Below are 22,169 nucleotides of genomic sequence, written 5' to 3' on the forward strand. Positions count from 1 at the left end.
TGGCGACGAAATCGACGCCGCTCCTCACCCTTACCTCCACGCTGAGAGGCGCCGAATGGCTTCAGAAGCGGTGGCTGGCAGTCCCGGTGCCAGCCGAAGAGAGGAGGGCATTGCCACATGGGGGTAGAGCTGCCCCACTGCGCGGTCCCCAAGCGCTTAACGTTTATCCATGAATGAAATCATCGTAAGCCCCGTGCCATCTGTGTCAGAGCAGGGGGCCTACAATGGCGACATGAAGGGCCTGCGCGAATTTGTGGAGTGGTTGCGCGAGGTGCTCCAGGGGAGCCCGCAACCCCAGCCCGTGCCGGTGCCCGTCCGCGTGCGCGAGCGACAGCGCCGCTGATTGGATCACTGGATCTTCTCTTCCTTGCACTCTCCCGCCCACCGCACTGGTGGGCGTGTTTCTGTTCAGATGAGCGGGATTTGGCCGTCACGCGCGACGGCATGTGTTCGATCAGAGGGCCTCATAGAATGGCGGCAGGCGAGCGGGAAGCAGCTCTAGAGTTCCGGGAAGGGAAGAGGCATCCCGATTCTGCTCCGGCACTGGGCAGAATCCGTTTCAAGCTTCAGGCGCTATTGTGCGGGGCGTGGTGGACGGCGATCATGGAATGGGAGAGCTGCGCGCGCTGATCGCGTCTCGCCCCGAAGAAGACAGGGCGCGGGTTGAGGCTGCGTATATCTTTGCGCGTGACGCCCACGCCGGGGTGAACCGCAAGAGCGGCGAGCCCTATATCACGCACCCGGTGGCGGTGGCGGTCATTCTGGCGCGCCTGGGGATGGACACCGATAGCATCATGGCCGGGCTGCTGCACGACACCGTAGAAGACGTGGACGGCGTGACCTTCGAGCTGATCGAAAGCCAGTTCGGCCCCGATGTGCGGCGCATCGTGGAAGGGGAAACCAAGGTCAGCAAGCTCTCCAAGCAGGGCTCGCAGACCGCTGAGGTCAGCGAAACCGGGCGCGACGTGCAGGCCGAGAACCTGCGCCAGATGCTGATTGCCATGACCGGCGACATCCGCATCATTGTGGTCAAGCTGGCCGACCGCCTGCACAACATGCGCACGCTGGGCTCCATGAAGCCCGAAAAGCAGGTGCGCATTGCCCGCGAAACCATGGACATCTTCGCGCCGCTGGCCCACCGCCTGGGGATTGGGCAGATCAAGTGGGAACTGGAAGACCTGAGTTTTCAGTACCTGCACCCCGATGACTACGCCTACCTGCAGTCGCGCCTGCGCACCCGCCAGGAGGAGCGCGACGCCCTGATCACCCGCGCCGTGGCCGACCTGCGCGCCGCCCTGGAAGACGACCTGGAACTGCCCGAGTGGGTGGCCGACATTGACATTGCCGGGCGCAGCAAGCACCTGTGGAGCATTCACAACAAGATGAAGCGCGAGGGCAAGGGCCTGGAGCAGATTTTCGACCTGCTGGCCATCCGCGTGATGCTGACCCCGCGTGACCTCGTGGTGCCCCCCGGCACCGACGACGCCCGGCGCGAGCGTGCCGAGTCCACCCGCGAAAAGCGCATCTGCTATCACACGGTCAGCATCGTGCATTCCATCTGGACACCGCTGCCCGGGCGTTTCAAGGACTACATTGCCGTGCCCAAGCCCAACGGCTACCAGTCGCTGCACACCACGGTGATCAGTCAGAGTGGCCAGCCCATTGAGGTGCAGATTCGCTCGCGGCGCATGCACGAGGTGGCTGAGTACGGCATTGCCGCGCACTGGATGTACAAGCAGAGCTCGCAGCTGGCGCAAAAGGACCGCGAGAACTGGATTGTCCAGCTGCGTGAGCTGCAAAACGAGATCAATGACGCCTCTGACTACATGGACGCGGTGAAAACCGACATCCTGTCGCAGCGGGTGCGCGTCTTTACGCCCAAGGGGCTGGCGATCAGCCTGCCGGCGGGCAGCACGCCCATTGATTTTGCCTATCACATTCACACCCGGATTGGCGAAACCACGGTGGGGTCGCGGGTGAACGGCTCGATTGTGCCCCTGTCGCACCGCCTGGGCAACGGCGACATGGTAGAAATCGTGACCAGCAAGAACGGCCATCCCAGCAAGGACTGGCTGAACTTTGCCGTCACTCGTTCGGCGCGGGCCAAGATTCGCCATCACTTCCGCCAGCAGGAACGCACCGAGGCGCTGCAGCACGGCCACGACCTGCTGGAACGCTACCTGCGCAAGCGCCAGCTGGCCGTGCGCCAGCTGATGCGCACCAAGCTGCTGGAAGACGCCACCTTAAAGCTGCTGGGTACCCGCAACCCCGACGACCTGTATCTGGCCCTGCACGCCGGAAAACTGACCCCCAGCGGCGTGGGGCGCGTCCTCTCGCCGCAACTGGCCCAGGAGCAGGCCCCCGCCCCCAGCCGCCGCGTGGCCGTGCCCAGGGCCCCCGAGCCGGGCGGCGTATATGTGGAGGGCTTTACCACCAACACCAAGCTCAGCCAGTGCTGCAATCCCATCCGGGGCGATCAGGTGATGGGGTACCTGACGCGCGGGCGGGGCGTGAGCGTGCACCGCATTGACTGCCCGAACATGATCCGCCTGCTCAAGGATGAGCCCGAACGCTGCGTGGCGGCCTCCTGGGAAGCCGGCACGGCGGGCACCATGCTGGTGGATGTGGACGTGGTGGCCCCGGACCGCCAGGGCCTGCTGGCCGACGTGCTGGGCGTGCTGGCGCGCGAGAAACACAGCCCCACGAAAGTGGAGGCCGTGGTGGGCGTGCAGGAAATCGCCGTGATTCACCTGAGATTGCACGTGGCGGGCCAGAGCGACCTGGAAGCGGTGCGTCGCGCCATCCTGGCTGTGCCCGGCGTGACCGACGTGGTGCGGGTGGGCGGGCGCAAGCGCAACGGCGCGGGCTCGTAGCGCAGGCACTCTACACTGCGGGCCATGCGCCGACCCCCTGCCCGTCTCCCGAGGCCCCTGTGTCCCTGACCCTGCTGCCCGACCTGGGGGACCTGCTGCGGCTGCAGCCGCAGTTCAACGCGGGCACGGTGGTGGAGGCCCTGCGTTACCTGGGCGCGCAGGAGGTGTGGTGGGCCACGGGCCGCGACCCGGACCACCCCCTGCGCGACGCCCTGCCCGCCGCCGGGGTGACCCTCCACGAGGCCGCCCCTGACTGGTCCTGGGCCGACGCCGAGCACGAGCAACTGCTGTCCTTTCTGGGCCAGTATCCCCAGGGCCGCGAGCGCCTGAAGCGGGCCGCGCAGGCCGGGCGCGAGCTGGCTGCCCTGGTTGCGGCCCCCCTCACACTGCCCCAGGCGCTCAGCCCCGATGTTCTGACCACCCTTCAGCGCAGTCTGGACGCTGAACGGGAGGCGCTGGATGAGGGCCCTGGCACCCGCTGGCGCGCCCGGCGCCTGGGGGAGACGGCGCAGGCTCTGGCCGCTCAGGACGGCGTGGCCCTGGTGCCCCTGGACGACCTGCCCGGCCTGTTGCCGCTGCTGTCCGGTGCCGCGTTGCCCGACCTGAGCGGCTTTGCCCCCGGCGACACCAGCCGCCTGCGGGCCCTGGCCGACCGCGCGTGGCAGCTGAGTGACAGTGACGACCTGGGCAGCCTGCTCGCGGCTCTGGAACGGGAAGCGGGCGACCCAGTGACTCCCCGCGCGGAACTGGACGCCGCCGAGGCGCACATCTATCTGGCGGTGGGCGAACTGGCGGCGGCCCGCGCCCGTCTGGAACGCGCCGCCCACGCCCTGACCGACCATCTGCCGCGCAGTCTGGCTGGGCTGGTGCTGGCCCGTCTGGGGCAGGTGCGCGACGCCCAGGGCGAGCGCGACCTGGCCCGGCGTACGTATCAGGCGACCCTGGCCCTGGGCTACGCTCCCCAGGTGGCCCGCGAAGCCGCGCAGGCCGGGCTGGACACGCCGTTTACCCTGGCGCTGGGCTGAGGGCGGGGACTCGGTCTGCATGAGAGCCAAACCTACGCCGCTGTCTTGAGAGGCCGCTCTCTTCCTGCGCCCCAGGCCACTCAAAAAATCCCCCGTTGCTGGCCCAGGATTACCGTCTGAAGGCCGCTTACTGCACCGCCGCCGCAATGGCCCGCCCAGCCACCCGACCGCTGAAGAGGCAGCCGCCCAGGAAGGTGCCCTCCAGCGCGCGGTAGCCGTGGACCCCGCCGCCCCCAAAACCTGCCACCTCGCCCGCTGCATACAGGCCCGGCATGGGCTGGCCGCCCCGGGTCAACACCCGGCCCTGCAGGTCGGTTTCCAGCCCGCCCAGGGACTTGCGCGTGAGGATGTTCAGGCGCACGGCGATCAGCGGGCCATCCGCCGGGTCCAGCAGCGGCGCAGGCTTAGCCACCCGGATCAGGCGCTCGCTGAGCAGCTGCCGTGCGCCGCGTACCACCGCCAGTTGCGGGTCCTTGCCCGCCACGTTGCCCAGCTGCAGGTCGCGGTCCCGGACCTCCTGTTCCAGCACCACAAGGTCCACGAGGTCAGTGCCGGTCAGCGCGTTCATGCCTGCCACCAGTTCGGGCAGGGTGTCACGCACCACGAAATCCGCGCCCTGGTCCATAAAGGCCTGCACGGGCGGCTGCACCGCCTTGCCCACACGGCGCAGGGTCAGCGGCAGGCTGCGGCCGGTGAGGTCTGGGTTCTGCTCACTGCCGGACAGGGCGAACTCTTTTTTGATGATGGCCCGGTTGAGCACAAACCACGTGTAGGGGTAGCCGTGCCGGGTGATGTGCTGCAGGGTGTCCAGGCTGCTGGCCCCCGGGATGTGGGGAAAGGGCAGGCGCCGCCCTGTGGGGTCCAGCCACAGACTGCTGGGTCCGGGCAGAATGCGAATGCCGTGGTTCGGCCAGATCGGGTTCCAGTTGCGCAGGCCCTCGGTGTAGTGCCACATGCGGTCGGGGTTGATCAGCCGCGCCCCGGCCGAGCGCACTGCCTCCTGCAGGGCGCCGTCCACATGCCGGGGCACACCGGAGACCATGAAGGCGGGGGCCGGCCCCAACCGCTCGGCTGGCCAGTGGTGGCGCACCAGCGCGTGGTTGCCGCCAATGCCTCCAGAGGTCACCAGCACCGCTTGGGCATTCAGACTGAAGTCCCCCACCACCACCCGCGAACTGCTCTCGCCCCGCGCGGCGTCCGAGGGTTCCAGCACGTCCCCGTACACGCCGTGTACCACCCCGTCTGTGATGTTCAGCCCTCGCACCCGGTGACGAAAGCGCAGCCCAATACGGCCCGCCTGCACGTGCTCGCGCACCCGGCGCTCAAACGGCGCCAGGACGCCCGGGCCGGTGCCCCAGGTGAGATGAAACCGGGGCACGCTGTTGCCGGGCAGCCCCGCCCCTGCGCCGCCGCGCTCGGCCCAGCCCACGGCCGGAAACCAGCGCATGCCCAGGCCGTGCAGCCACGCGCGCTTTTCGCCTGCCGCAAAGTCCACGTACGCCTGTGCCCACTGACGGGGCCAGTGGTCCTCGGGGCGGTCGAAGGCAGCGGTGGTCATCCAGTCGCGCAGGGCCAGCTCGTGCGAGTCGTGGATGCCCAAGCGGCGCTGCTCCGGGCTGTCCACGAAAAACAGGCCTCCCAGCGACCAGAAGGCCTGGCCCCCCAGGTTCTGCTCGCCTTCCTGGTCCAGCAGCAGCACGCGCTGCCCGGCATCGGCCAGTTCGGCGGCGGCCACCAGCCCGGCGAGGCCCGCGCCAACCACAAGTACGTCCGTTTCCAGTGTGGGCATGGCCTATTTAAACAGGGACAGAGGCCACTGCCGCGCCCTACCGGGCCTTGCTGGCGCACACGGGCCGCTCCATTTGCCCCTAACCTTCATCTTCTCTCAAGGCAATTTGGGATTCCTCGTCATGGGATGTGAAAACGGCCAATTGCGGGCCAAATTTCGGTGAATGGCGTGTTGGGCCAACTGTCAGGTGGGGTGACGATTCTCACCCTACGCTGGGGCCGTTCCACCCCCACTGCGGGGGCATTCCACACACCCGGAGGGATCACCATGACCATGACGAACGAAACTGTGCTGGACAAACTGCAGTACCTGCTGGGCACCCTGCGCGACGGCGAGAAAGGCTTTAAGGACGCCGCCGAGCACGCCACCGACCCCCAGCTGCGCCAGCTGTTCATGGAGCGCAGCGTGCAGCGTGCCCAGATGGCGGGCGACGTGGAAAGCCACATCAGCCGCCTGGGCGACAAGCCCCGCGAGCACGGCAGCGTGGGCGCCGCCCTGCACCGCACCTGGCTGAACGTGCGCGACGCCCTGACCGGCCGCGACGACTATCAGGTGGTCGCCGAGTGCGAGCGCGGTGAAGACGTGGCCGTGGAAAACTACCAGGACGTGCTGAAAGAAGCCGAACTGCCCGCCGACATCCGCGCCTTCGTGGAGGGGCAGTACGCCCAGGTGAAAGCCAGCCACGACCAGATCCGCGACATGAAGCACAGCATGCAGGCCAGCTGAGCCACCCAGCTGAGCCGCACCGTGAAGAGCGCGCCGCCCTGTAACCGGGGCGGCGCGCTCCTTTGCTACTTTTTCTCCTTAGCCCCGGCGGCGGCGGCGCAGGCGCTCCATCGCGGAGTCCAGGCTCAGGCGCATGCGTTCCAGGGCCTGGGCCAGATCCCCGATCTCGTCGTTGCGCTCAGCCTGCACCGGGCGCGACAGGTCGCCCATGCTGATCGAGTCGGCGATCTTCACCAGCTGCTCAATGGGCTCCACCACGCGCCGGGCGGCCCGCAGCGCGAGGTACGCCGCCAGACCCAGCGCCAGCAGCGACACGAACATCACCAGCAGTAGCGTGTTGCGCAGCGACGCCGCCTGCTGGGCGTTGGACACGCCCACAGCCACGGTGTACAGCAGGTTGTCGTTGCCTTCCACCGCGCGCCCGGAGGCCAGCGTCCGCTTGCCGTTCTCCTGCGACACGGTGACCTGCTGCACGATGAAGTTCACGTTCGTGGCTTTCTGGTTCTTGGGGTCGTCGGCCTGCGCCTGCAGCTTCTGCACGTCGTTGGCGGTGCCGCCCATCTCTTTCATCTCGTTGGCGCGCGCCTGGTACACCTTGGCGGGCGAGATGGTGGCGAGGTAGTTGTTCTTGTTGGGGTTCTCGATCAGCCAGTTGCTGACTTCGGCGTTCAGTAGGTCGTTGATCTCGGTGTTCTGGCTGGCGAAGTAGCGCGAACCGTCGCGCAACTCGACCTGCACGAAGCCCACGCTGGAGTTGTTCACCAGGGCGTCCAGCTGCGGCTGAATCTGCTGGAATCCCCGGTTGGGGTCAATGTTGCTGCTGACCGCCACGGCCACGGCCTGCGCGTTGCGCTGCACCAGGCCCTGCTGTAGCGGCGGCAGGGTCAGGGCCAGCACGCCCAGGGTCAGGGCGCTGGAGATGCCCAGCGGCACCAGCGCGCCCACGGCCATGCGCTGGCCCAGGCTGGTGCGGCGCTTGGTGGCCTTGGGGGCGTCGTCCACCAGCGGGGTGACCACCATGGTGTCCAGGGCCTGGGGCACCTCGGAGACGGCCGTGCCCGGGCCAGCGGCGGGCGTGGCGTCGTGCAGGGTCAGGGCGCCGGTAAAGTCGGACCACACGTCGGCGCTGGCGTCGGGGGCCGCCGCCGGCGTGGTGGGCGCGGGCGCCACCACCGGGTCCATCACGGCCGTGCCGCTGCTGCCCCAGCCACCCGGAGCACTGTCCAGACTGCCCAGGGCGCTGGCGAGGCCACCGTCCAGGCCGCCCGCGCTGGCCGCCGGGACGGGCACCGGGGCACCGAAGGGATCGGGCGCCGTGCCAAAGGGGTTCTGGTCCGGGGCGCTATCGCCAAAGGGCACAGCGGGCCAGATGGCCGAGGCGCGCAGGTCCGCCATGTCCTGCGAGGCGGTGTTCTGGGTCTGCAGCGGGGCCAGCGGCGCGTCGTCGGTGCTCACGGGGACGGGGACCGGGCGGCTGGGGGCCACCCCCTGGAAGGGCTCGCTGAGCACGTCCGTTTCCTCGCGGACCTCTTCCAGGGCCACAGAGGCGCCCACCTGCTGAAACATGGACATCAGCAGTTCGGCGCGGGCGCGGCCGGTGGGCTTCATCAGGCGCCCGGAGCGGCGGCTGCCCAGGCGCTGGGCCTGCTCGGCGTTCAGGCCAAAGCGTTCCTGCAGCAGCTGTTCCAGCGCCGCCTTCTGCTCCGGCGCGACGGGTTCTCGGATGACAACGGTGTACTTCATGTGTGGGCTCCCAGAGTGAGGGGAATCAGGGGCGGCGTGGCAGGCGGACAGGCGCGGCGGCTCACGCGAGCCCCCGGGCGCGGAGGTTGCGGGCGAACTGCTGCACGCGTTCGGGGCTCAGCTGGCGCGCCACGTGCGAGAGCAGGTTGTTCAGGGTGGCTTTGTCGTCCAGGTCGTCCAGGGCCTCGTCCACCATCACGGCGGCCATGGGGCCCACCACCGGGGTCAGGCAGGCGGTCACGGCGTCGGCCATCTCGTCGGACACCTGCTGGTGGTTCTGGGTGGCGCGCTTGACCCACTCGGCGGCGGCGCGCAGGCGCTCTTGCACGTCGGGCACCGTCAGGCTAGAGAGCCGGGCCACCTCGGCCACGTCGCGCGCGCCGTCCACATGGGTCATCACGCGCCACACGTTAAAGGGCAGCGGCGTGGCGTCGGTCAGGCCCTCGGGCCAGTGGGGGGCAGTCATGGTCATGAGACCTCCAGGCCAGAAGCGGCCCACTCGGGGCGCTCGCGCAGCGCGCCCAGCGGCACGTCAGCGAGGCGCACGCCCAGCCGGGTCAGCACTGCGCGCAGCGCCGCATTCAGCGCCGGGCGGAACTCGCGCACCGGCACCTCGTCTTCAATGGTCAGCTGCCCACCCCGGAAACTGATGTCCTGGGCGAACGGGTCCAGGCAGGGATGCTCTCCGGCAAGGCGCACGGTGATCTGCTGCCACGCGCCGTCCAGCGGCGTGACCCGGTGAATGGCGGCCAGCAGGTCCTGCCAGAACTGCACAAACTGGGCGCGGTTGGCCTCGGCGTCGGTGGCGTAGAGCAGGCAGGGCGCCCCGGGTTCGGGCAGCGCCCCCCCCAGGTAGCGGCCATACGACCAGAAGCTGCAGCTGAGCCCCGAGACCAGCAGGCCGTGGAAGCAGTCGCGCTCCAGTTCGCCTTTCAGGGCGGGCCACGCGGTGCGCGCCGCCTGTCCGGGCGCGGCGCGGGTGGCCCACAGCACCTCGGCCAGGTTCACGGGCAGGGCCGCGAGGCTCACGCGGGCGCGGGGCACCCCCTGCATGGCCACCGCCCAGGGCACCGGCTGGCCGCCGTGGGTGAACCCGCCCATCAGGGCGCCCCGGGTCCACACAAAGCGCACCCAGCGCCCCTTTTGCCAGGCATCGAACACGCCGGTAAATCCCTGGGTCTGGCGCAGGGTCAGGTCGGCCGTCACCTCGGTCCAGGGATAGTGGTCGGTGCTGAGGCCAGCGTAAATGGCGTCATTCTGGGGCACGGCGACGGCGTGGTTCAGCGGTGGTATGGCGGCTGGTGCAGATTCAGGCATGGCGCTTCCGGGTGAGGTCAGAATGAGAGTTGGTCGGGAAACAGACACAGGTGGTGACCGGGTGGATACTGCACTATCTCACCTCGGGGGGTCTTACGTCGCGCTTACACATGTGCGAAACCTCACGTCTGCCTGGGGCAAGACGTGAGGTTCGACTGAGAAAAAGGTTGATGGGATGCGGGTCAGCACCCTCCTCTATGATATATGGCCCGCAGGGGGCAGCTGCCTAGCCCAGTTCGGCCAGCAGCGCCTGGACCCGCTCGCGCAGGTCGCCTCGGGCCTGCGGGGCGCCCAGCTGGTGCAGGCCGCCGTGGTAGGCGTCCGGGTCCCCGAACAGGCGCGAAAGCAGCTCGAACTCGCGCTGGCTGCGCAGGCTGGCGTCGTCGCGGAACAGGGTCACGTACTGGTCCTGGAAAGCCCACTCGCTGAGCTGGCCGTCAAGGTAGGCGCGCATCAGGCGGCGGTAGGGCTCCACGTTGTCGTCGGTGGCCACGCTGCCGCTCTGGGCGCGGGGCGGCACCTGGCCCTCGAACACCGGGGTCAGGGCCTGCGGCGTGATGTCCCAGTTGTTCACCTCAAACTGCGCCTCGCCGCCCTGGAACAGAATGAACTGCGGGCTGTGGTGCACGATCCCGGTGCGCTGGGCCACATGGTTGCTGGCCGGGCGCCAGTCCACCACGCGGATATAGCCCACCGGCAGATCGAAACGCTGCAGGAAGGTTTCCACCACCCCGAAGCCCTGCATGGTCTTGTGGCAGGTGCCGGCCTTGAACACGGCGGCCAGCGGGTAATCCTGCAGGAACTGGTCCACCTCTTCGGGGGTGGTCAGGGGCACCAGAACCTGAGCGTCGGCTTGTGCGGTCTGCGTCATGCCCCCAGCATAGCGCCGCTTTACAAAACGAAGTGAAAACAGGGGGTGGGTGTCCTCAGAACGGGTTCAGGGATGTGGAAGGACAAGGAGGCTGACAGGCCTTTGCTCACCCGTCTGTCGGCTCTGCTCCGGGCTGAGCCCGCCACAGCATCAGCAGCCATGCGGCGCCCGTCAGCGCGGCGCACAGCAGAAACACGCTGCGGTAGCCGAAGGCCTGCGCCCAGGCCCCGGCCGTAATCCCGCTGAGCATGCTGCCCACACTGCCAGTATTGGCGAACAGGGTGGTGGCCGCTGCAAAGCGCCCCGGCATCAGGCCCTGAAAGTAGGTCATGCCCAGCCCCGCCAGCAGGGCCAGCACCACTGCGCGCAGCACCTGGGCCGCCACCAGCGCCCCCACCCCCTGTGCCAGCAGCAGCAGAGCAAAATGCACGGCGAACAGGCCCATGCCTGCGGTCACCAGCCGCGCCACCGGGGGCGGGCGGCGCCACGCCACCAGCGCCAGCATCACCGGGATTTCCAGCAGCGCACACAGCCCCACCAGCAGCCCCACCAGGCCCTCGCTCTGGCCCAGCGTGCCGGTCACGAACAGGGGAAAAAACGTCATTCCCATGCTCATGGCCATGCCGTACAGCACAAAGGCCAGGGCGCTCCAGGCCACCGCGCGCCGGGGCGGCCCGGCGCTGGGGCGGTCCGGGCCCAGCGCCGCGCGGGGCGCGCGGCCCGGCACCCGCCACAGCGGCAGCGCCGAGAGCACGAAGCAGCTGCTGGCCAGCGCGAAGACCCCGGTAAAGTCCAGCCCGGCCAGCGCCAGTGCCCCCAGCCCCGGCCCCACCACCCACGAGAGGCTGAACACGGACCGCAGCGCCGTCATGGCCCGCTCGGCCAGATCGCCGGGCACGTCCTGCAGGGCCGCACGCGCCAGCGAGAACACCTGCGGAAAAGCCGCTGAGCCGGTGCCCAGGAACACGGCCCCCACCAGCAGCAGCCCGGCAAAGTCGCGCACCACGCCCAGCAGCGCGTAGGCGGCGGCCCCCGCCGCAATGGTGAGCAGCACCAGCGGCTTGCGGCTGGGCCAGCGGTCTGACCAGCGGGCCAGCCGCGTGGCGATCAGCACCGCGCTGACCGCATTGAGCGACAGAAAAAGGCCCAGTTGCAGTGGGCTCAGGCCCGCTTCCTGCACCGCGAACAGGGCCATGAACGGGATCGCCAGCGACAGGCCAAAGCCCAGCAGAAACACGCTGAGGGCCAGCCGCGCCGCGTGTGGCAGCCGCAGCACCGCCCGCAGCGTCTGCGCGGGCGAGTCGGGGTGGGTGGGCGTGGGATCGGTCATGGGGCAGGCCACAGCGGCATCCGACCACTGTACCCCGCACAGGTGCTGACTCAGCGGCCAGGTAGAGCCCAATTCTAAGGAAAAGCACAGGTTGACAGAAGATGATTTTTAGGTATAACTAAAAATATGATTTGCCGCCACCTTCTGCTCCTGGGCAGCCTGAGCCTGGCCGGCGCGGCCCTGGCCCAGCCGGCGCCCCCTAAAAAGACGGTGCTGACCACCTTCACCATCCTGGCCGACATGGCGCGCAACGTGGCCGGCGACCGTCTGAACGTGGTGTCGCTGACCCGCCCCGGCGCGGAGATTCACGGCTACCAGTTCACGCCCAGCGACATCGTGAAGGCCCAGAAAGCCGACCTGATCCTGAACAATGGCCTGAACCTGGAACTGTGGTTTTCCCGCTTTACCCGCCAGTTGCGCGGCGTGCCCACCGTGACCGTCACCGAGGGCATCAAGCCCATTTCTATTGCCGCCGACGCCTACCGGGGCAAGCCCAACCCCCACGCCTGGATGTCGCCCAAGAACGCCCTGATCTACGTGGAGAACATGCGCAAGGCGTTTGTGAAGCTCGACCCGGCGGGCGCCGCGACCTTCAACCGCAACGCCGCGCGCTACAGCGCCGAAATCCGCAAAGTGGACGCCATGCTGGCCAAGCAGCTGGCCGCCGTGCCGCAGAACCAGCGCGCCCTGGTGACCTGCGAGGGGGCCTTCAGTTACCTGGCGCGCGACTACGGCCTGCGCGAGTTCTACCTGTGGCCGGTGAACGCCGAAGAAGGCCAGGGTACGCCCCGGCAGGTGCGCGCGGTCATTGACGCCGTGCGCCAGAACCGCATTCCGGCCGTGTTCTGCGAGAGCACCGTGCCAGCGACGGGCATGCAGCAGGTGGCCCGCGACACCGGCGCGCGTTTTGGCGGCGTGCTGTACGTGGATTCCCTGACCGACGCCCGGGGCCCGGTGCCCACCTATCTGGACCTGCTGCGCAAGGACGCCGCCGCCATCGTGAAGGGGCTGACCGGCCGGTGAGCCCCCACGCGCTAGATATTCACGACCTCAGCGTGGCCTACGGCGGCGGGCGGCTGGCCCTGCGCCACGCCACGCTGACCGTGCAGGAAGGCAGCATCTGCGGCCTGATTGGTATGAACGGCACCGGTAAGAGCACGCTGTTCAAGGCGGCGATGGGGTTCCTGCTGCCCATCACCGGGCAGATTCGGGTCTTTGGGCAGCCCATGCGCGCTGCCCAGCGCCAGGGCCTGATTGCCTACGTGCCCCAGAGCGAGGACGTGGACTGGGACTTTCCGGTGAGCGTGGGCGACGTGGTGATGATGGGCCGCCAGGGCCGCATGGGCTTTCTGCGCCGCCCCAGCGTGCGTGACCGCGACATGGTGCACGACGCCCTGACGCGCGTGGGCATGGCCGCCTTTGCCGGGCGCCAGATTGGCGAACTCAGTGGGGGCCAGAAAAAGCGCGCCTTCCTGGCCCGCGCGCTGGCCCAGGAAGCCCGCCTGCTGCTGCTCGACGAACCTTTTGGCGGCGTGGACGTGGGCACCAGCGAGGCCATCATTGCCCTGCTGCGCGACCTGCGCCGGGCGGGGTGCAGCGTGCTGGTCAGCACCCACGACCTCGACAGCCTGCAGGAGTTCTGCGACCACGTGGCCTTTGTGGGCGAGCGCACCGTGCTGGCCTTCGGGCCCACCGCTACCACCTTCACGCCCCAGAATCTTGCCCGCGCCTTTGGCGGGCGCCAGCACCAGCCGGCCCCGCTCGCGCGCCTAGAGGTGGGCGCATGATCGAAACGCTGCTGGAACCGCTCACCTACGATTTTATGGTGCGCGCCCTGCTGGTCAGTTCGCTGGTGGGCGCCGCCTGCGCGGTGCTGTCGTGCTTCGTGACCCTCAAGGGCTGGTCGCTGCTGGGCGACGCGGTGTCGCACGCGGTGCTGCCCGGCGTGGTCATCGCCTACCTGCTGGGCTGGCCCTTTGTGGTCGGGGCCTTCCTGTTCGGCCTGCTCAGCGTCTCGGCCATCGGCTTTATCGGGTCGCGCTCTCGAGTCAAGGAAGACACGGTGATCGGCGTGGTGTTCACGGCGCTGTTCTCGCTGGGCCTGGTCATGATTTCCAAAATTTCCAGCGAGGTCCACCTGTCGCACATCCTGTTCGGGGACGTGCTGGGCATTGGGCAATCGGAACTGCTGCAGACGGTGGTGGCGGGCACCCTGGCCCTGACAGCGGTCGTGTTGCTGCGCAAGGACCTTGTGCTGTACATCTTCGACCCCTCGCACGCGCGCAGCATTGGCCTGAATACCACGCTGCTGTATTACGCGTTGCTGGCCATCCTGGCCCTGACCATCGTGACGGCGCTGCAGACCGTGGGCGTGATTCTGGTGGTGGCCATGCTGATCACCCCCGGCGCCACCGCCTACCTGCTCACCGACCGCTTTGGGCGCATGCTCTGGCTGGCAGTGGCCTGCGGGGTGCTGTCCAGCGTGCTGGGCACCTATATCAGCTACTTTCTGGACGGCGCGACCGGCGCGTGCATCGTGCTGACCCAGAGCGTGCTGTTTGGTCTGGCGTTCCTGTTTGCGCCCAAACACGGCCAGCTGGCCCGCCGCCGCCAGCAGCGCCGCGAGCGTCTGGAAGAACTAGGGCAGCTCCAGTAGGCCTGGGGCCGGGACGTCCAGATCAATGGGCCTGAGCAAGGCTCCTACGGACCTTGCAGCACGGTCAGCAACGGAACAGGCTGGGGTGATCCCCAAGCCGCGACGACCGCCTGAGCAGAGGGGCTGAGGTGACGCGGAACCTGTGAGAGACCAAACCAGGCCAGCGCCTGACTTTCGCCACTGACCTGAAGGATTCCCTCAAACGATGTGCTGCGAAATATGGTCGTGACGTAGTAGGACCGTCCTTCGGGATGGTCCACGTATGCGCCCTGTCCCGACACCACCGTCCAAACGTGCAGGTTCTGAACCGCCAAGCCCGTTTCTTCTCCTACCTCCCGGCGAGCCGCGCCTTCCAGACTCTCGCCCGGATTCATGTGGCCGCCGGGCAGGGACCACGTGCCGTCCAGCCGCTGGTGAAGTAGGAGGCGGTCCGCATCGAACAGCGCCACCCCGACGGCAACCAACAGGACGTCCTGCCCAACCAGGGCGCCGCGCACAGCGGACTGATAGTCGTGACTGGCCATGGTCATGTTCTACCCCCTGGCCTGCGCGCATTAGGCCAAGCGGCTTAGTGACGCGTCCAGTGGCCGGGGGGGAGTGCTACCCTCCGGCCATGACCACAATTCAGGCCCCGGCCCTGCCCCCCCGTTCCGACGTGCCCCGTGAGCAGACCTGGGATATTGAGGCGCTGTTTGCCACCCCCGACCACTGGCAGGCCGAGGCCGAGGCGCTGCCCGGGGCCATGGACGCCCTGGCCACCCACGCGGGCCGCCTGGGCACCCCAGAAGGCCTGCTGGCCTACCTGACGGCGGCCGATGAGGTGGAACTGCGGCTGACGCGCTTTTTCTCGTATGCCAGCATGAGTGCCAGTGTGGACGGCCGCGACGCGGTGGCCGCTGCCCGGCGTGATGTGGCCACCACCCTCTCGGCCCGCTACAACACGGTCACGGCCTTTTTCCGCCCCGAACTGCTGGCCCTGGATGAGCACACCGTGCGCGGCTGGCTGGACACGCCCGCCTTCGCCGATCAGCGCGTGCGCCTGGAGCGCATTCTGCGCGGCAAGCCCCACGTGCGCAGCGCTGAAGTGGAAGAACTGCTGGGCGCGGTGCAGGCGCCGTTTGCCAGCGAGCGCGGCATTCACCCGGCGCTGGCGAACATGGACCTGCGCTTTGGCACGGCGGGCGGCACGCCGGTCACCCAGGGCAACGTGGACCGCCTGACCGCCCACCCCGAGCGCGAGGTCCGGCGCGAGGCCTGGGAGAACTACGCCGACGCCCACCTTGCCGTGCGGCATTCACAGGCCGCCATGTACGCCACCAATGTGCGTCAGAGCGTGTTCCTGGCCCGCGCCCGCCGTTACCCCGATGCGATCAGCGCCAGCCTCTCGCCCGACCGCATTCCCGTAGGGGTCGTCACCACCCTGCTGGACACCTACCGCGCCCACACGCCGATCTGGCACCGCTACTGGCGGGTGCGCCGCGACTGGCTGGGCCTGGACGAACTGCGCGAGTACGACGTCAAGGCCGCCCTGGTTCCCCCGCGCGAGGTGAGTTACACCCAGGCTGTGGACTGGATTGCCGAGGGCATGGCGCCCCTGGGCGAGGAGTACGTGGCCGACCTGCGCCACGGCCTGACCACCGACCGCTGGGTGGACTACGCCGAGAACGACGGCAAGCGCCAGGGGGCCTACAGCAACGGCGGCGGGCGGGTCAAGCCCTACATCTTCATGACCTGGAACGGCACCATGAATTCGTACTCCACCCTGGCGCACGAGATCGGCCACTCCATGCACTCGCTGCTCTCACAGCGCGAGCACCCCTCTTCGGTGCCGCGTTACACGCTGTTTCACGCCGAGGTCGCCAGCAACTTCAATCAGGCGATGGTGCGCGCCCACCTGCTGGAACAGGCCCGTGCGGCGGGTGACACCACCTTTGAAGTGCAGATCATCGAAGAGGCGCTCTCGAACTTCCACCGCTACTTCTTCATCATGCCCACCCTGGCCGCCTTTGAACTCGAAGCCTACCGCCGCATTGAGGCGGGCGGCACCCTCAGCGCGCCGGACCTGATGACCCTGACCGCCGACCTGCTCTCGCAGGGCTACGGCGACGGCGTGACCATGGACCGCGAGCGCTCCGGCATCCTGTGGGCGCAGTTTTCCACCCACCTGTACGCCAACTTTTACGCCTACCAGTACGCCACCGGGATCAGCGCGGCCCACCAGATTCTGGAGCAGTTTGCCGCCGACCCCGCCGGCGCCCGCGAGCGTTACCTGCGCTTCCTGAAGTCCGGTGGCCGTCTGGACCCCATTGACGCCCTGAAGGAAGCGGGTGTGGACATGCTGAGCCCTGAGCCTGTGCAGGCCACCTTCCGCACCCTGGAAGGCTACGTGGCGCGCCTGGAAGAACTGTTGCCGGAACGCCGCTAACGGCACAGGCCGCTGCCCCCTGGTTCACCGCCAGGGGGCTTTTTTGGCCCCACATGTGCTCGCACGTATCCTCAGCGCCCGTCATGCTGGTCCCATGACCACGGCGCCCCTGTCCGCTGCCGACCCCGAAGCGCCTGCGCTGGACCGCCCCTGGCCGTGGTGGCGGCGCTTTGCGCTGCAGTTCGGCAGTCTGTACCTCGCCCTGTATTTCTTGGTGGGGGTGCAGGGTTTCGCCCCCCTGCCTGAACCGCTGCGTTTTGCCGTGGCCGACGCCCTGAGCCGCGCCCTGTTCCGTGCGCCCCTGCCGCCCCTCGCTGGACCCACGGGCAGCGGCGACACCGCCCTGGACTGGGCGTGGACCCTGGTGCTGTTGCTGGTGGCGCTGCTGGGAGGCGCCGTGTGGACCCTGCTGGACCGCCGGGCACCGCACCCCCGTCTGATGGTCACGCTGTCGCAGTTGTTGCGCGTGTCGCTGATCTGGTGGCTGGCGATTTACGGCCTGAGCAAGTTCAACTTCGGGCAATTTGGCCTGTTGGGCACCGGGCAACTGACCATCACCTACGCGGAGTCCAGCCCCATGGGTCTGCTGTGGCGCTTTATGGCCGCCAGTCCCGGTTACCAGTGGCTGGCGGGCGTGGCCGAGGTGCTGCCCGCCCTGCTGCTGCTGCACCGCCGCACCGTGACCCTGGGCGCCCTGATCGCCGCCGTCACCATGGCCAACGTGCTGGCCCTGAACCTCTTTTACGACGTGCCGGTAAAAAACTTCAGCGCCCACCTGCTGCTCGCGGCCCTGGTGCTGCTGGTCTTGGATGCCCGGCGCCTGCGCGCCTTCGTCACCGGCGAGGCGGTGCCGGCGCAGGTCGCGCGCCTACAGCCACGCGTGATGACCGTCCTGGCGTGGCTGGTCACAGCCGCCCTGCTGATCATGGTGGGCGTGCAGGCCCGCACCGGCCTCGCGGCCCTGCACACCGACCGCCAGCGCACCCAGGTCAGTGCCGAGCCTCTGAAAACACGCGGCTTTCACTGGGTGAACGAACAGCCGTACAACCGCTGAGGCAGAGAGATTCAGCACGCTGCCTGGGAGGCTCGCTGAGGGCGGACACTGCGCGCCCACCGCAAGCAGTCTTCAAGACCATGCTGTGCTGTTGCCTGCGCCGCCAGCCTGGCGCAGCCCGGACCCGGCCTCCACCGCCATCGGCCCCATACCAAAAGGGGAGAGGCGACCACCCGGCCGCCTCTCCCGTTCTCGTCCAGCCCGGCTTACGCCTGCTCGACTTCCACCATCTCGCTGGCTTCAATGATGTCGCCTTCCATCACATCGTTCCAGTCGAGGTTGATCCCGCATTCGTAGCCGGTCTGCACTTCGCGCACGTCGTCCTTGAAGCGCTTGAGGCCCACCACGGTGCCCTCGTACACGACCTGCTTGCCGCGCGTGACCTTGGCCTTGGCATTGCGCTTGAACATCCCGTCGGTCACATACGAGCCGGCGATGTTGCCGCTCTTGGGGTGACGGATGACCATACGCACTTCCGCGCGGCCCAGGTACTTCTCCTCGAACACGGGCTCCACGTTGCCCTTGATCAGGCGGTCCACCTCATCAATGAGTTCGTAGATGATGCGGAAGGACTTGATGTCCACGCCCTTGTTGTCGGCCACCTTCTTCACGCCGCCTGAGGCGGTGACGCTGAAGCACAGAATGGTCGCCTCGGCGGTGGAGGCCAGCAGCACGTCGCCTTCGGTAGGCGCGCCGATCCCGGCGAGCATCACGTTGATCTTGACGTCGTCGCTTTCCTTGCGGGCCAGGATGCCCTGAATGGCTTCCACGCTGCCCTGGGTGTCGGCGCGCAGAATCAGGTTCACGGTGCGCACGCTGCCCAGCGGCCCCATCATCTCTTCCAGGGTCAGGCGGCGCTGCACGCGGGCATTCTCGGCGTCGCGGCGGGTGTCCACGCGCCCAGCCACCACTTCACGCGCGGCGTGCTCGTTCTTGGCCGACTGCACCTTTTCACCGCTGGACGGCACTTCGCTGAAGCCCAGAATCTGCACCGGGGTGCTGGGGCCCGCTTCCTTGATGCGCGCGCCCGCGCTGTCGGTCATGGCCTTGATCTTGCCGTAGCCCTCGCCCACCACCAGGAAGTCGCCCACATGCAGCGTGCCTTCCTGCACCATCACGGTGGCCAGCACGCCCGCCTGCTTGTCCACCTTGCCTTCAATGACCACGCCGCTGAAGGCCGCCTTGGGATCGGCGCGCAGGTCTTCGAGTTCGGCGGTCAGGCTGATGTACTCCAGCAGGTCTTCCACGCCCTCGCCGGTCTTGGCGCTCACCGGCACCACCACGAGGTCACCGCCGTACTCTTCGGGCACGAGGTTCAGCTGCGTGAGGTCGGTCTTCACGCGCTCCGGGTCGGCCTGGGGCAGGTCTACTTTGTTGATCGCCACGATCATGGGGACCTTGGCGGCCTGCGCGTGGGCAATCGCCTCGCGCGTCTGGGGCATCAGGGAGTCGTCGGCGGCAATCACGATGATCGCAATGTCCGCCACGTTGGCGCCGCGCGCGCGAATGGTGGTAAAGGCCTCGTGGCCGGGCGTGTCAATAAAGACGATCTTGCCCTTGCTCGTCTTGGCTTCAAAGGCCCCGACGTGCTGGGTGATCCCGCCCGCTTCCTTGGCGGCCACCTTCGTCTTGCGGATGTAGTCCAGCAGGCTGGTCTTGCCGTGGTCCACATGGCCCATGATCGTGACCACCGGCGCGCGGTGGGGAATCTCGGGGGTGGCCTCGGCGGCGGGCTCGGCCACCTGCACGGGCTCGGCCTTGGCTTCGGGCTCGCGGGCGGCGGTCGCCTCGGCGGCCGGGGTAGGGGCCGTCTGGGCCGGGGTGCTGGGCGCGGCGTCGGCCGCCGTGTCGGCCGCAGGGGCCGCCTCGCCGCTTTCCTCGGCCAGAATCTGCTTGATCAGCTCCACGGTGTCTTCCTCAATGGTGCTGCTCACGCTCTTGTAGCTCACGCCCAGACCGTCGAGAATTTCCAGCATTTTGGCGTTCTCTACGCCAAGATCCTTGGCCAGGGTATAGATTCGAACTTTCGACATGCTCACCTCCGGTGAGACTCGCGCCTGTCCCCGCGTGGGGGCTGCGCGTTGTGAATCGGGTCGGTGCCCGCCTGCGCCGTGCCTGGTCTCAGGGCCGAAACCGCTGCCGCCTGCGCGCCGAAGACCCGGCGCAGCCGCTTGTCCTGCCAGCACTCGGGGCGGTCGGCGCACAGGTAGGCGCCGCGTCCCTGCCGGGGCCCGGGGCACACGGTCCAGGCGCCGTCCACTCGGATCAGGCGCACGAACTCGGGCTGGGGCCGCTTGCGGCGGCAGGCCACGCACGTGCGCTCCGGCACGTGGCGGGCGGGGTGGGGGCCCGTCAAGCCTTTACTCCACGTCGTCCGGGCTGGCGGTGGCCACCGACTTGCTGTCCTTGAACAGCGCGTCAAAGGCCGACTGGGCCGCCGCGTTGCCCTGGGCACCCTGCTCGTCCTGCATGGCCTGCTGCATGGCGGCGTCCAGGTCACTGATCGCGGCCGTTTCGCGCAGGTCAATCTTGAAGCCGGTCAGCTTGGCGGCGAGGCGCACGTTCTGGCCACCCTTGCCAATCGCCAGCGACAGCTGATCGGGCGTCACGGTCACGGTGGCTTCGCGGCGCTCGGGCTGGGCTTCAATCAGGCCCACCTTGGCGGGCGACAGCGCGTTGCGGATGAAGTCGCGGGTGTTGGCGTCCCAGAGAATCACGTCCACGCGCTCGCGGCCCAGTTCGCCGGTGACCGCCTGAATGCGGTTGCCCCGGTGCCCGATGCACGCGCCGATGGGGTCCACGTTGCTGTTGTGCGAGAACACGGCCACCTTGGACCGCTGCCCCGCTTCGCGCGCAATCGCCTTGACCTCCACGATGCCGTTGGCCACTTCAGGGATTTCCTGGCGCAGCAGGTAGTCCAGCAGCCGCTCGTCGGCGCGGCTGGCCAGGATGGTGGGGCCCTTGGGGGTCTTGCGCACTTCTTTCAGGTAGATCTTGACGCGGTTGCCGGGGGTCAGCTTCTCGCCGGGAATCTGCTCGCGGGGGGGCAGAATCGCCTCGCCGGCGCCCAGTTCCACGAACCAGTTGCCCTTGTTGTCGCTGCGCACCACCTGCGCGGTGAGCACCTGCCCTTCGCGGTCCTTGTACTCGTTAAAGACCACGTTGCGCTCGGTTTCGCGCATCTTCTGGGTCAGGGTCTGCTTGGCGGCCTGCAGGGCAATGCGCGAGAACTTCTCGCGGTCCACCGGGAACTCCATCTCCATGCCCACTTCCACGCCGGGGTCCAGCTCCAGCGCGTCGGCCAGGGAGATCTGCAGGTTCTCGTCTTCGACCTTTTCCACGACCTCGCGCACGATCAGCACTTCCAGTTCGCCGCTCTGCGGGTCCAGGTGCACTTCAATGCGCTTGTCGGGTTCCACGTTGCGGGTGTACGCCTGCGCGAGGCTCTGCTCGAAAGCCTCGATCAGCTGCAGCTCGTTGATGTTGCGCGCCTGCGCCACTTCCCGCAGGGCGTCGGCAAAATTGAATTCGGGTTGGCTCATCTCACTCTTCCTTTGGCCCGCGCGTGCGGCGGGCAACGGTGCTTGGGGCCCCGGCAGTGCTCAGCGGTGCCGGTCCGGAAACTCGGCCAGATTGGCCTGGAACGTGCCCACCGTCAGGGTCTGGGGCTCGCCGCTGACCATGAAGGTCACCTGATCGCCGCTGACGGCCTGGATGGGGGCCGTAAACGCCAGCCCACCCTCGCCGCGCACCCGGGCCTTCAGGCCCAGCATGCGCTCAAAGTGCCGCGCCCGCGTCAGGGGCCGTTTGGCACCCGGCGACTCGAATTCCAGGCGGTATTCCCCGGCAATGGGGTCCACGCGGTCAAATTCGGCTTCGGCCGCGCGGCTGGCCTTGGTCAGGTCGTCCACGGTCACCGGCTGTTCGTCCAGGCGGTCAATACGGATCAGGACCACCGGTTGCCCGCCCAGGTTCTGCACCTGCACTTCCAGCACTTCAAAGCCCAGAGGCTCCAGGGCTGTGCGGGCCAGCCCTTCCAGATTGTGTGTTGCGTTGTTATTCATATTGTCTCGGCCAGGAAAGCCCAGGCCTGTTTCACCACCCCCTCCACGAAAAAGGGTGGGTCACGGCCCACCCCCCGTTCGAGGAACGACCCGCAGTATACCGCACTGGGCGCCGTTGTCCGGGCGGCCCTCACAAACGGGCGAGCGTGGCCCCTTCCCCCCTTGCGCGCAGGGGGGGACTGCCCTTACCATGTCAGGCCGCGTGGGCGGTTAGCTCAGCGGTAGAGCTCTCGCCTTACAAGCGATAGGTCGGGGGTTCAAATCCCTCACCGCCCACCAGAAGAAGACCCCGCCTA

The 22,169-nt window shown here is 68.1% G+C and carries 19 protein-coding genes and 1 tRNA gene; 9 read left to right on the forward strand and 11 right to left on the reverse strand.

Features of this window, described 5'->3' with window-relative positions; translation table 11 throughout:
- Window positions 1-608 precede the first annotated feature (608 nt).
- Window positions 609-2,873 carry a RelA/SpoT family protein gene (locus KMW22_RS03995; protein WP_221088737.1) on the forward strand — a complete coding sequence of 755 codons (2,265 nt, stop codon included), beginning with the start codon at window positions 609-611 and terminating at the stop codon, window positions 2,871-2,873.
- Between the two features lie 59 nt (window positions 2,874-2,932).
- Complete coding sequence (locus KMW22_RS04000; protein ID WP_221088738.1) at window positions 2,933-3,898, forward strand: hypothetical protein; 966 nt, start codon at window positions 2,933-2,935, stop codon at window positions 3,896-3,898.
- A 127-nt stretch (window positions 3,899-4,025) separates the two neighbouring features.
- Here KMW22_RS04000 and KMW22_RS04005 read toward each other — a convergent pair whose 3' ends face one another.
- Window positions 4,026-5,687 (reverse strand): FAD-binding dehydrogenase, encoded by a 1,662-nt coding sequence (locus KMW22_RS04005; protein ID WP_221088739.1) that lies wholly within the window; start codon window positions 5,685-5,687, stop codon window positions 4,026-4,028.
- Window positions 5,688-5,954: 267 nt separating this feature from the next.
- Here KMW22_RS04005 and KMW22_RS04010 point away from each other — a divergent pair, with 267 nt between their 5' ends.
- The gene (locus tag KMW22_RS04010; RefSeq protein WP_221088740.1) at window positions 5,955-6,413 is read left to right on the forward strand and encodes a PA2169 family four-helix-bundle protein; all 459 of its coding nucleotides are present in this window, start codon (window positions 5,955-5,957) and stop codon (window positions 6,411-6,413) included.
- 78 nt (window positions 6,414-6,491) lie between these two features.
- Here KMW22_RS04010 and KMW22_RS04015 read toward each other — a convergent pair whose 3' ends face one another.
- The 5 genes from KMW22_RS04015 to KMW22_RS04035 form a co-directional block, all read right to left on the reverse strand.
- A complete protein-coding gene (locus KMW22_RS04015) occupies window positions 6,492-8,156 on the reverse strand; it encodes a HAMP domain-containing protein (protein ID WP_221088741.1) in 1,665 nt (554 codons plus the stop codon).
- Window positions 8,157-8,217: 61 nt separating this feature from the next.
- Window positions 8,218-8,628, reverse strand: a complete 411-nt coding sequence (locus tag KMW22_RS04020) for a hypothetical protein (RefSeq protein ID WP_221088742.1) — start codon at window positions 8,626-8,628, stop codon at window positions 8,218-8,220.
- Entirely contained in the window at window positions 8,625-9,473 is an 849-nt protein-coding gene (locus KMW22_RS04025) for a hypothetical protein (RefSeq protein ID WP_221088743.1), read from the reverse strand. Before KMW22_RS04025 ends, KMW22_RS04020 begins: the two co-directional genes overlap by 4 nt.
- A gap of 226 nt (window positions 9,474-9,699) precedes the next feature.
- A complete protein-coding gene (locus KMW22_RS04030; RefSeq protein WP_221088744.1) occupies window positions 9,700-10,344 on the reverse strand; it encodes a monothiol bacilliredoxin BrxC family protein in 645 nt (214 codons plus the stop codon).
- Window positions 10,345-10,450: 106 nt separating this feature from the next.
- Window positions 10,451-11,674 carry a sugar efflux transporter gene (locus KMW22_RS04035; RefSeq protein WP_221088745.1) on the reverse strand — a complete coding sequence of 408 codons (1,224 nt, stop codon included), beginning with the start codon at window positions 11,672-11,674 and terminating at the stop codon, window positions 10,451-10,453.
- Window positions 11,675-11,800: 126 nt separating this feature from the next.
- Between KMW22_RS04035 and KMW22_RS04040 the strand changes: the two genes are divergently transcribed.
- The 3 genes from KMW22_RS04040 to KMW22_RS04050 are packed head-to-tail and all read left to right on the forward strand — an operon-like array spanning window position 11,801 to window position 14,330.
- Window positions 11,801-12,697, forward strand: a complete 897-nt coding sequence (locus KMW22_RS04040) for a metal ABC transporter substrate-binding protein (protein ID WP_221088746.1) — start codon at window positions 11,801-11,803, stop codon at window positions 12,695-12,697.
- The gene (locus KMW22_RS04045; RefSeq protein WP_221088747.1) at window positions 12,694-13,461 is read left to right on the forward strand and encodes a metal ABC transporter ATP-binding protein; all 768 of its coding nucleotides are present in this window, start codon (window positions 12,694-12,696) and stop codon (window positions 13,459-13,461) included. Before KMW22_RS04040 ends, KMW22_RS04045 begins: the two co-directional genes overlap by 4 nt.
- Complete coding sequence (locus tag KMW22_RS04050; protein WP_221088748.1) at window positions 13,458-14,330, forward strand: metal ABC transporter permease; 873 nt, start codon at window positions 13,458-13,460, stop codon at window positions 14,328-14,330. Before KMW22_RS04045 ends, KMW22_RS04050 begins: the two co-directional genes overlap by 4 nt.
- 44 nt (window positions 14,331-14,374) lie before the next feature.
- On the opposite strand, the gene KMW22_RS04055 is transcribed toward KMW22_RS04050, so the two are convergent.
- A complete protein-coding gene (locus tag KMW22_RS04055) occupies window positions 14,375-14,860 on the reverse strand; it encodes an NUDIX domain-containing protein (RefSeq protein WP_221088749.1) in 486 nt (161 codons plus the stop codon).
- An 83-nt stretch (window positions 14,861-14,943) separates the two neighbouring features.
- Here KMW22_RS04055 and pepF point away from each other — a divergent pair, with 83 nt between their 5' ends.
- Both pepF and KMW22_RS04065 read left to right on the forward strand, forming a co-directional pair.
- Window positions 14,944-16,755: an oligoendopeptidase F gene (pepF, locus tag KMW22_RS04060; RefSeq protein ID WP_221088750.1), complete on the forward strand. Its 1,812-nt coding sequence runs from the start codon at window positions 14,944-14,946 to the stop codon at window positions 16,753-16,755.
- Window positions 16,756-16,849: 94 nt separating this feature from the next.
- On the forward strand, window positions 16,850-17,809 hold the full coding sequence (locus KMW22_RS04065) for a hypothetical protein (protein WP_221088751.1): 960 nt from the start codon (window positions 16,850-16,852) through the stop codon (window positions 17,807-17,809).
- A gap of 206 nt (window positions 17,810-18,015) precedes the next feature.
- On the opposite strand, the gene infB is transcribed toward KMW22_RS04065, so the two are convergent.
- From infB to rimP, 4 genes are read right to left on the reverse strand one after another with little or no spacing between them, the layout of a single operon-like run.
- Window positions 18,016-19,842 (reverse strand): translation initiation factor IF-2, encoded by a 1,827-nt coding sequence (gene infB / locus KMW22_RS04070; RefSeq protein WP_221088752.1) that lies wholly within the window; start codon window positions 19,840-19,842, stop codon window positions 18,016-18,018.
- Between the two features lie 2 nt (window positions 19,843-19,844).
- Window positions 19,845-20,165, reverse strand: coding sequence for a YlxR family protein (locus tag KMW22_RS04075; protein ID WP_221088753.1), 321 nt, complete (start codon window positions 20,163-20,165; stop codon window positions 19,845-19,847).
- A 4-nt stretch (window positions 20,166-20,169) separates the two neighbouring features.
- A complete protein-coding gene (nusA, locus tag KMW22_RS04080; RefSeq protein WP_221088754.1) occupies window positions 20,170-21,351 on the reverse strand; it encodes a transcription termination factor NusA in 1,182 nt (393 codons plus the stop codon).
- A 60-nt stretch (window positions 21,352-21,411) separates the two neighbouring features.
- Window positions 21,412-21,873, reverse strand: coding sequence for a ribosome maturation factor RimP (gene rimP, locus KMW22_RS04085; RefSeq protein ID WP_221088755.1), 462 nt, complete (start codon window positions 21,871-21,873; stop codon window positions 21,412-21,414).
- A gap of 204 nt (window positions 21,874-22,077) precedes the next feature.
- Here rimP and KMW22_RS04090 point away from each other — a divergent pair.
- Window positions 22,078-22,152 (forward strand) — tRNA-Val (locus KMW22_RS04090).
- Window positions 22,153-22,169 lie beyond the last annotated feature (17 nt).

Origin of the sequence: Deinococcus aquaedulcis (assembly GCF_019693445.1) — a bacterium.
Lineage (GTDB): Bacteria > Deinococcota > Deinococci > Deinococcales > Deinococcaceae > Deinococcus > Deinococcus aquaedulcis.

What these genes read in the sequence shown, in the direction of transcription:
- infB (WP_221088752.1), bottom strand. Translation starts at nt 19,842, where the DNA reads ATGTCGAAAGTTCGAATCTATACCCTGGCCAAGGATCTTGGCGTAGAG.
- KMW22_RS04015 (WP_221088741.1), bottom strand. Translation starts at nt 8,156, where the DNA reads ATGAAGTACACCGTTGTCATCCGAGAACCCGTCGCGCCGGAGCAGAAG.
- KMW22_RS03995 (WP_221088737.1), top strand. Translation starts at nt 609, where the DNA reads ATGGGAGAGCTGCGCGCGCTGATCGCGTCTCGCCCCGAAGAAGACAGG.
- KMW22_RS04025 (WP_221088743.1), bottom strand. Translation starts at nt 9,473, where the DNA reads ATGCCTGAATCTGCACCAGCCGCCATACCACCGCTGAACCACGCCGTC.
- KMW22_RS04040 (WP_221088746.1), top strand. Translation starts at nt 11,801, where the DNA reads ATGATTTGCCGCCACCTTCTGCTCCTGGGCAGCCTGAGCCTGGCCGGC.
- rimP (WP_221088755.1), bottom strand. Translation starts at nt 21,873, where the DNA reads ATGAATAACAACGCAACACACAATCTGGAAGGGCTGGCCCGCACAGCC.
- KMW22_RS04005 (WP_221088739.1), bottom strand. Translation starts at nt 5,687, where the DNA reads ATGCCCACACTGGAAACGGACGTACTTGTGGTTGGCGCGGGCCTCGCC.
- KMW22_RS04050 (WP_221088748.1), top strand. Translation starts at nt 13,458, where the DNA reads ATGATCGAAACGCTGCTGGAACCGCTCACCTACGATTTTATGGTGCGC.
- KMW22_RS04030 (WP_221088744.1), bottom strand. Translation starts at nt 10,344, where the DNA reads ATGACGCAGACCGCACAAGCCGACGCTCAGGTTCTGGTGCCCCTGACC.
- KMW22_RS04055 (WP_221088749.1), bottom strand. Translation starts at nt 14,860, where the DNA reads ATGACCATGGCCAGTCACGACTATCAGTCCGCTGTGCGCGGCGCCCTG.
- KMW22_RS04020 (WP_221088742.1), bottom strand. Translation starts at nt 8,628, where the DNA reads ATGACCATGACTGCCCCCCACTGGCCCGAGGGCCTGACCGACGCCACG.
- nusA (WP_221088754.1), bottom strand. Translation starts at nt 21,351, where the DNA reads ATGAGCCAACCCGAATTCAATTTTGCCGACGCCCTGCGGGAAGTGGCG.
- pepF (WP_221088750.1), top strand. Translation starts at nt 14,944, where the DNA reads ATGACCACAATTCAGGCCCCGGCCCTGCCCCCCCGTTCCGACGTGCCC.
- KMW22_RS04010 (WP_221088740.1), top strand. Translation starts at nt 5,955, where the DNA reads ATGACCATGACGAACGAAACTGTGCTGGACAAACTGCAGTACCTGCTG.
- KMW22_RS04035 (WP_221088745.1), bottom strand. Translation starts at nt 11,674, where the DNA reads ATGACCGATCCCACGCCCACCCACCCCGACTCGCCCGCGCAGACGCTG.
- KMW22_RS04065 (WP_221088751.1), top strand. Translation starts at nt 16,850, where the DNA reads ATGACCACGGCGCCCCTGTCCGCTGCCGACCCCGAAGCGCCTGCGCTG.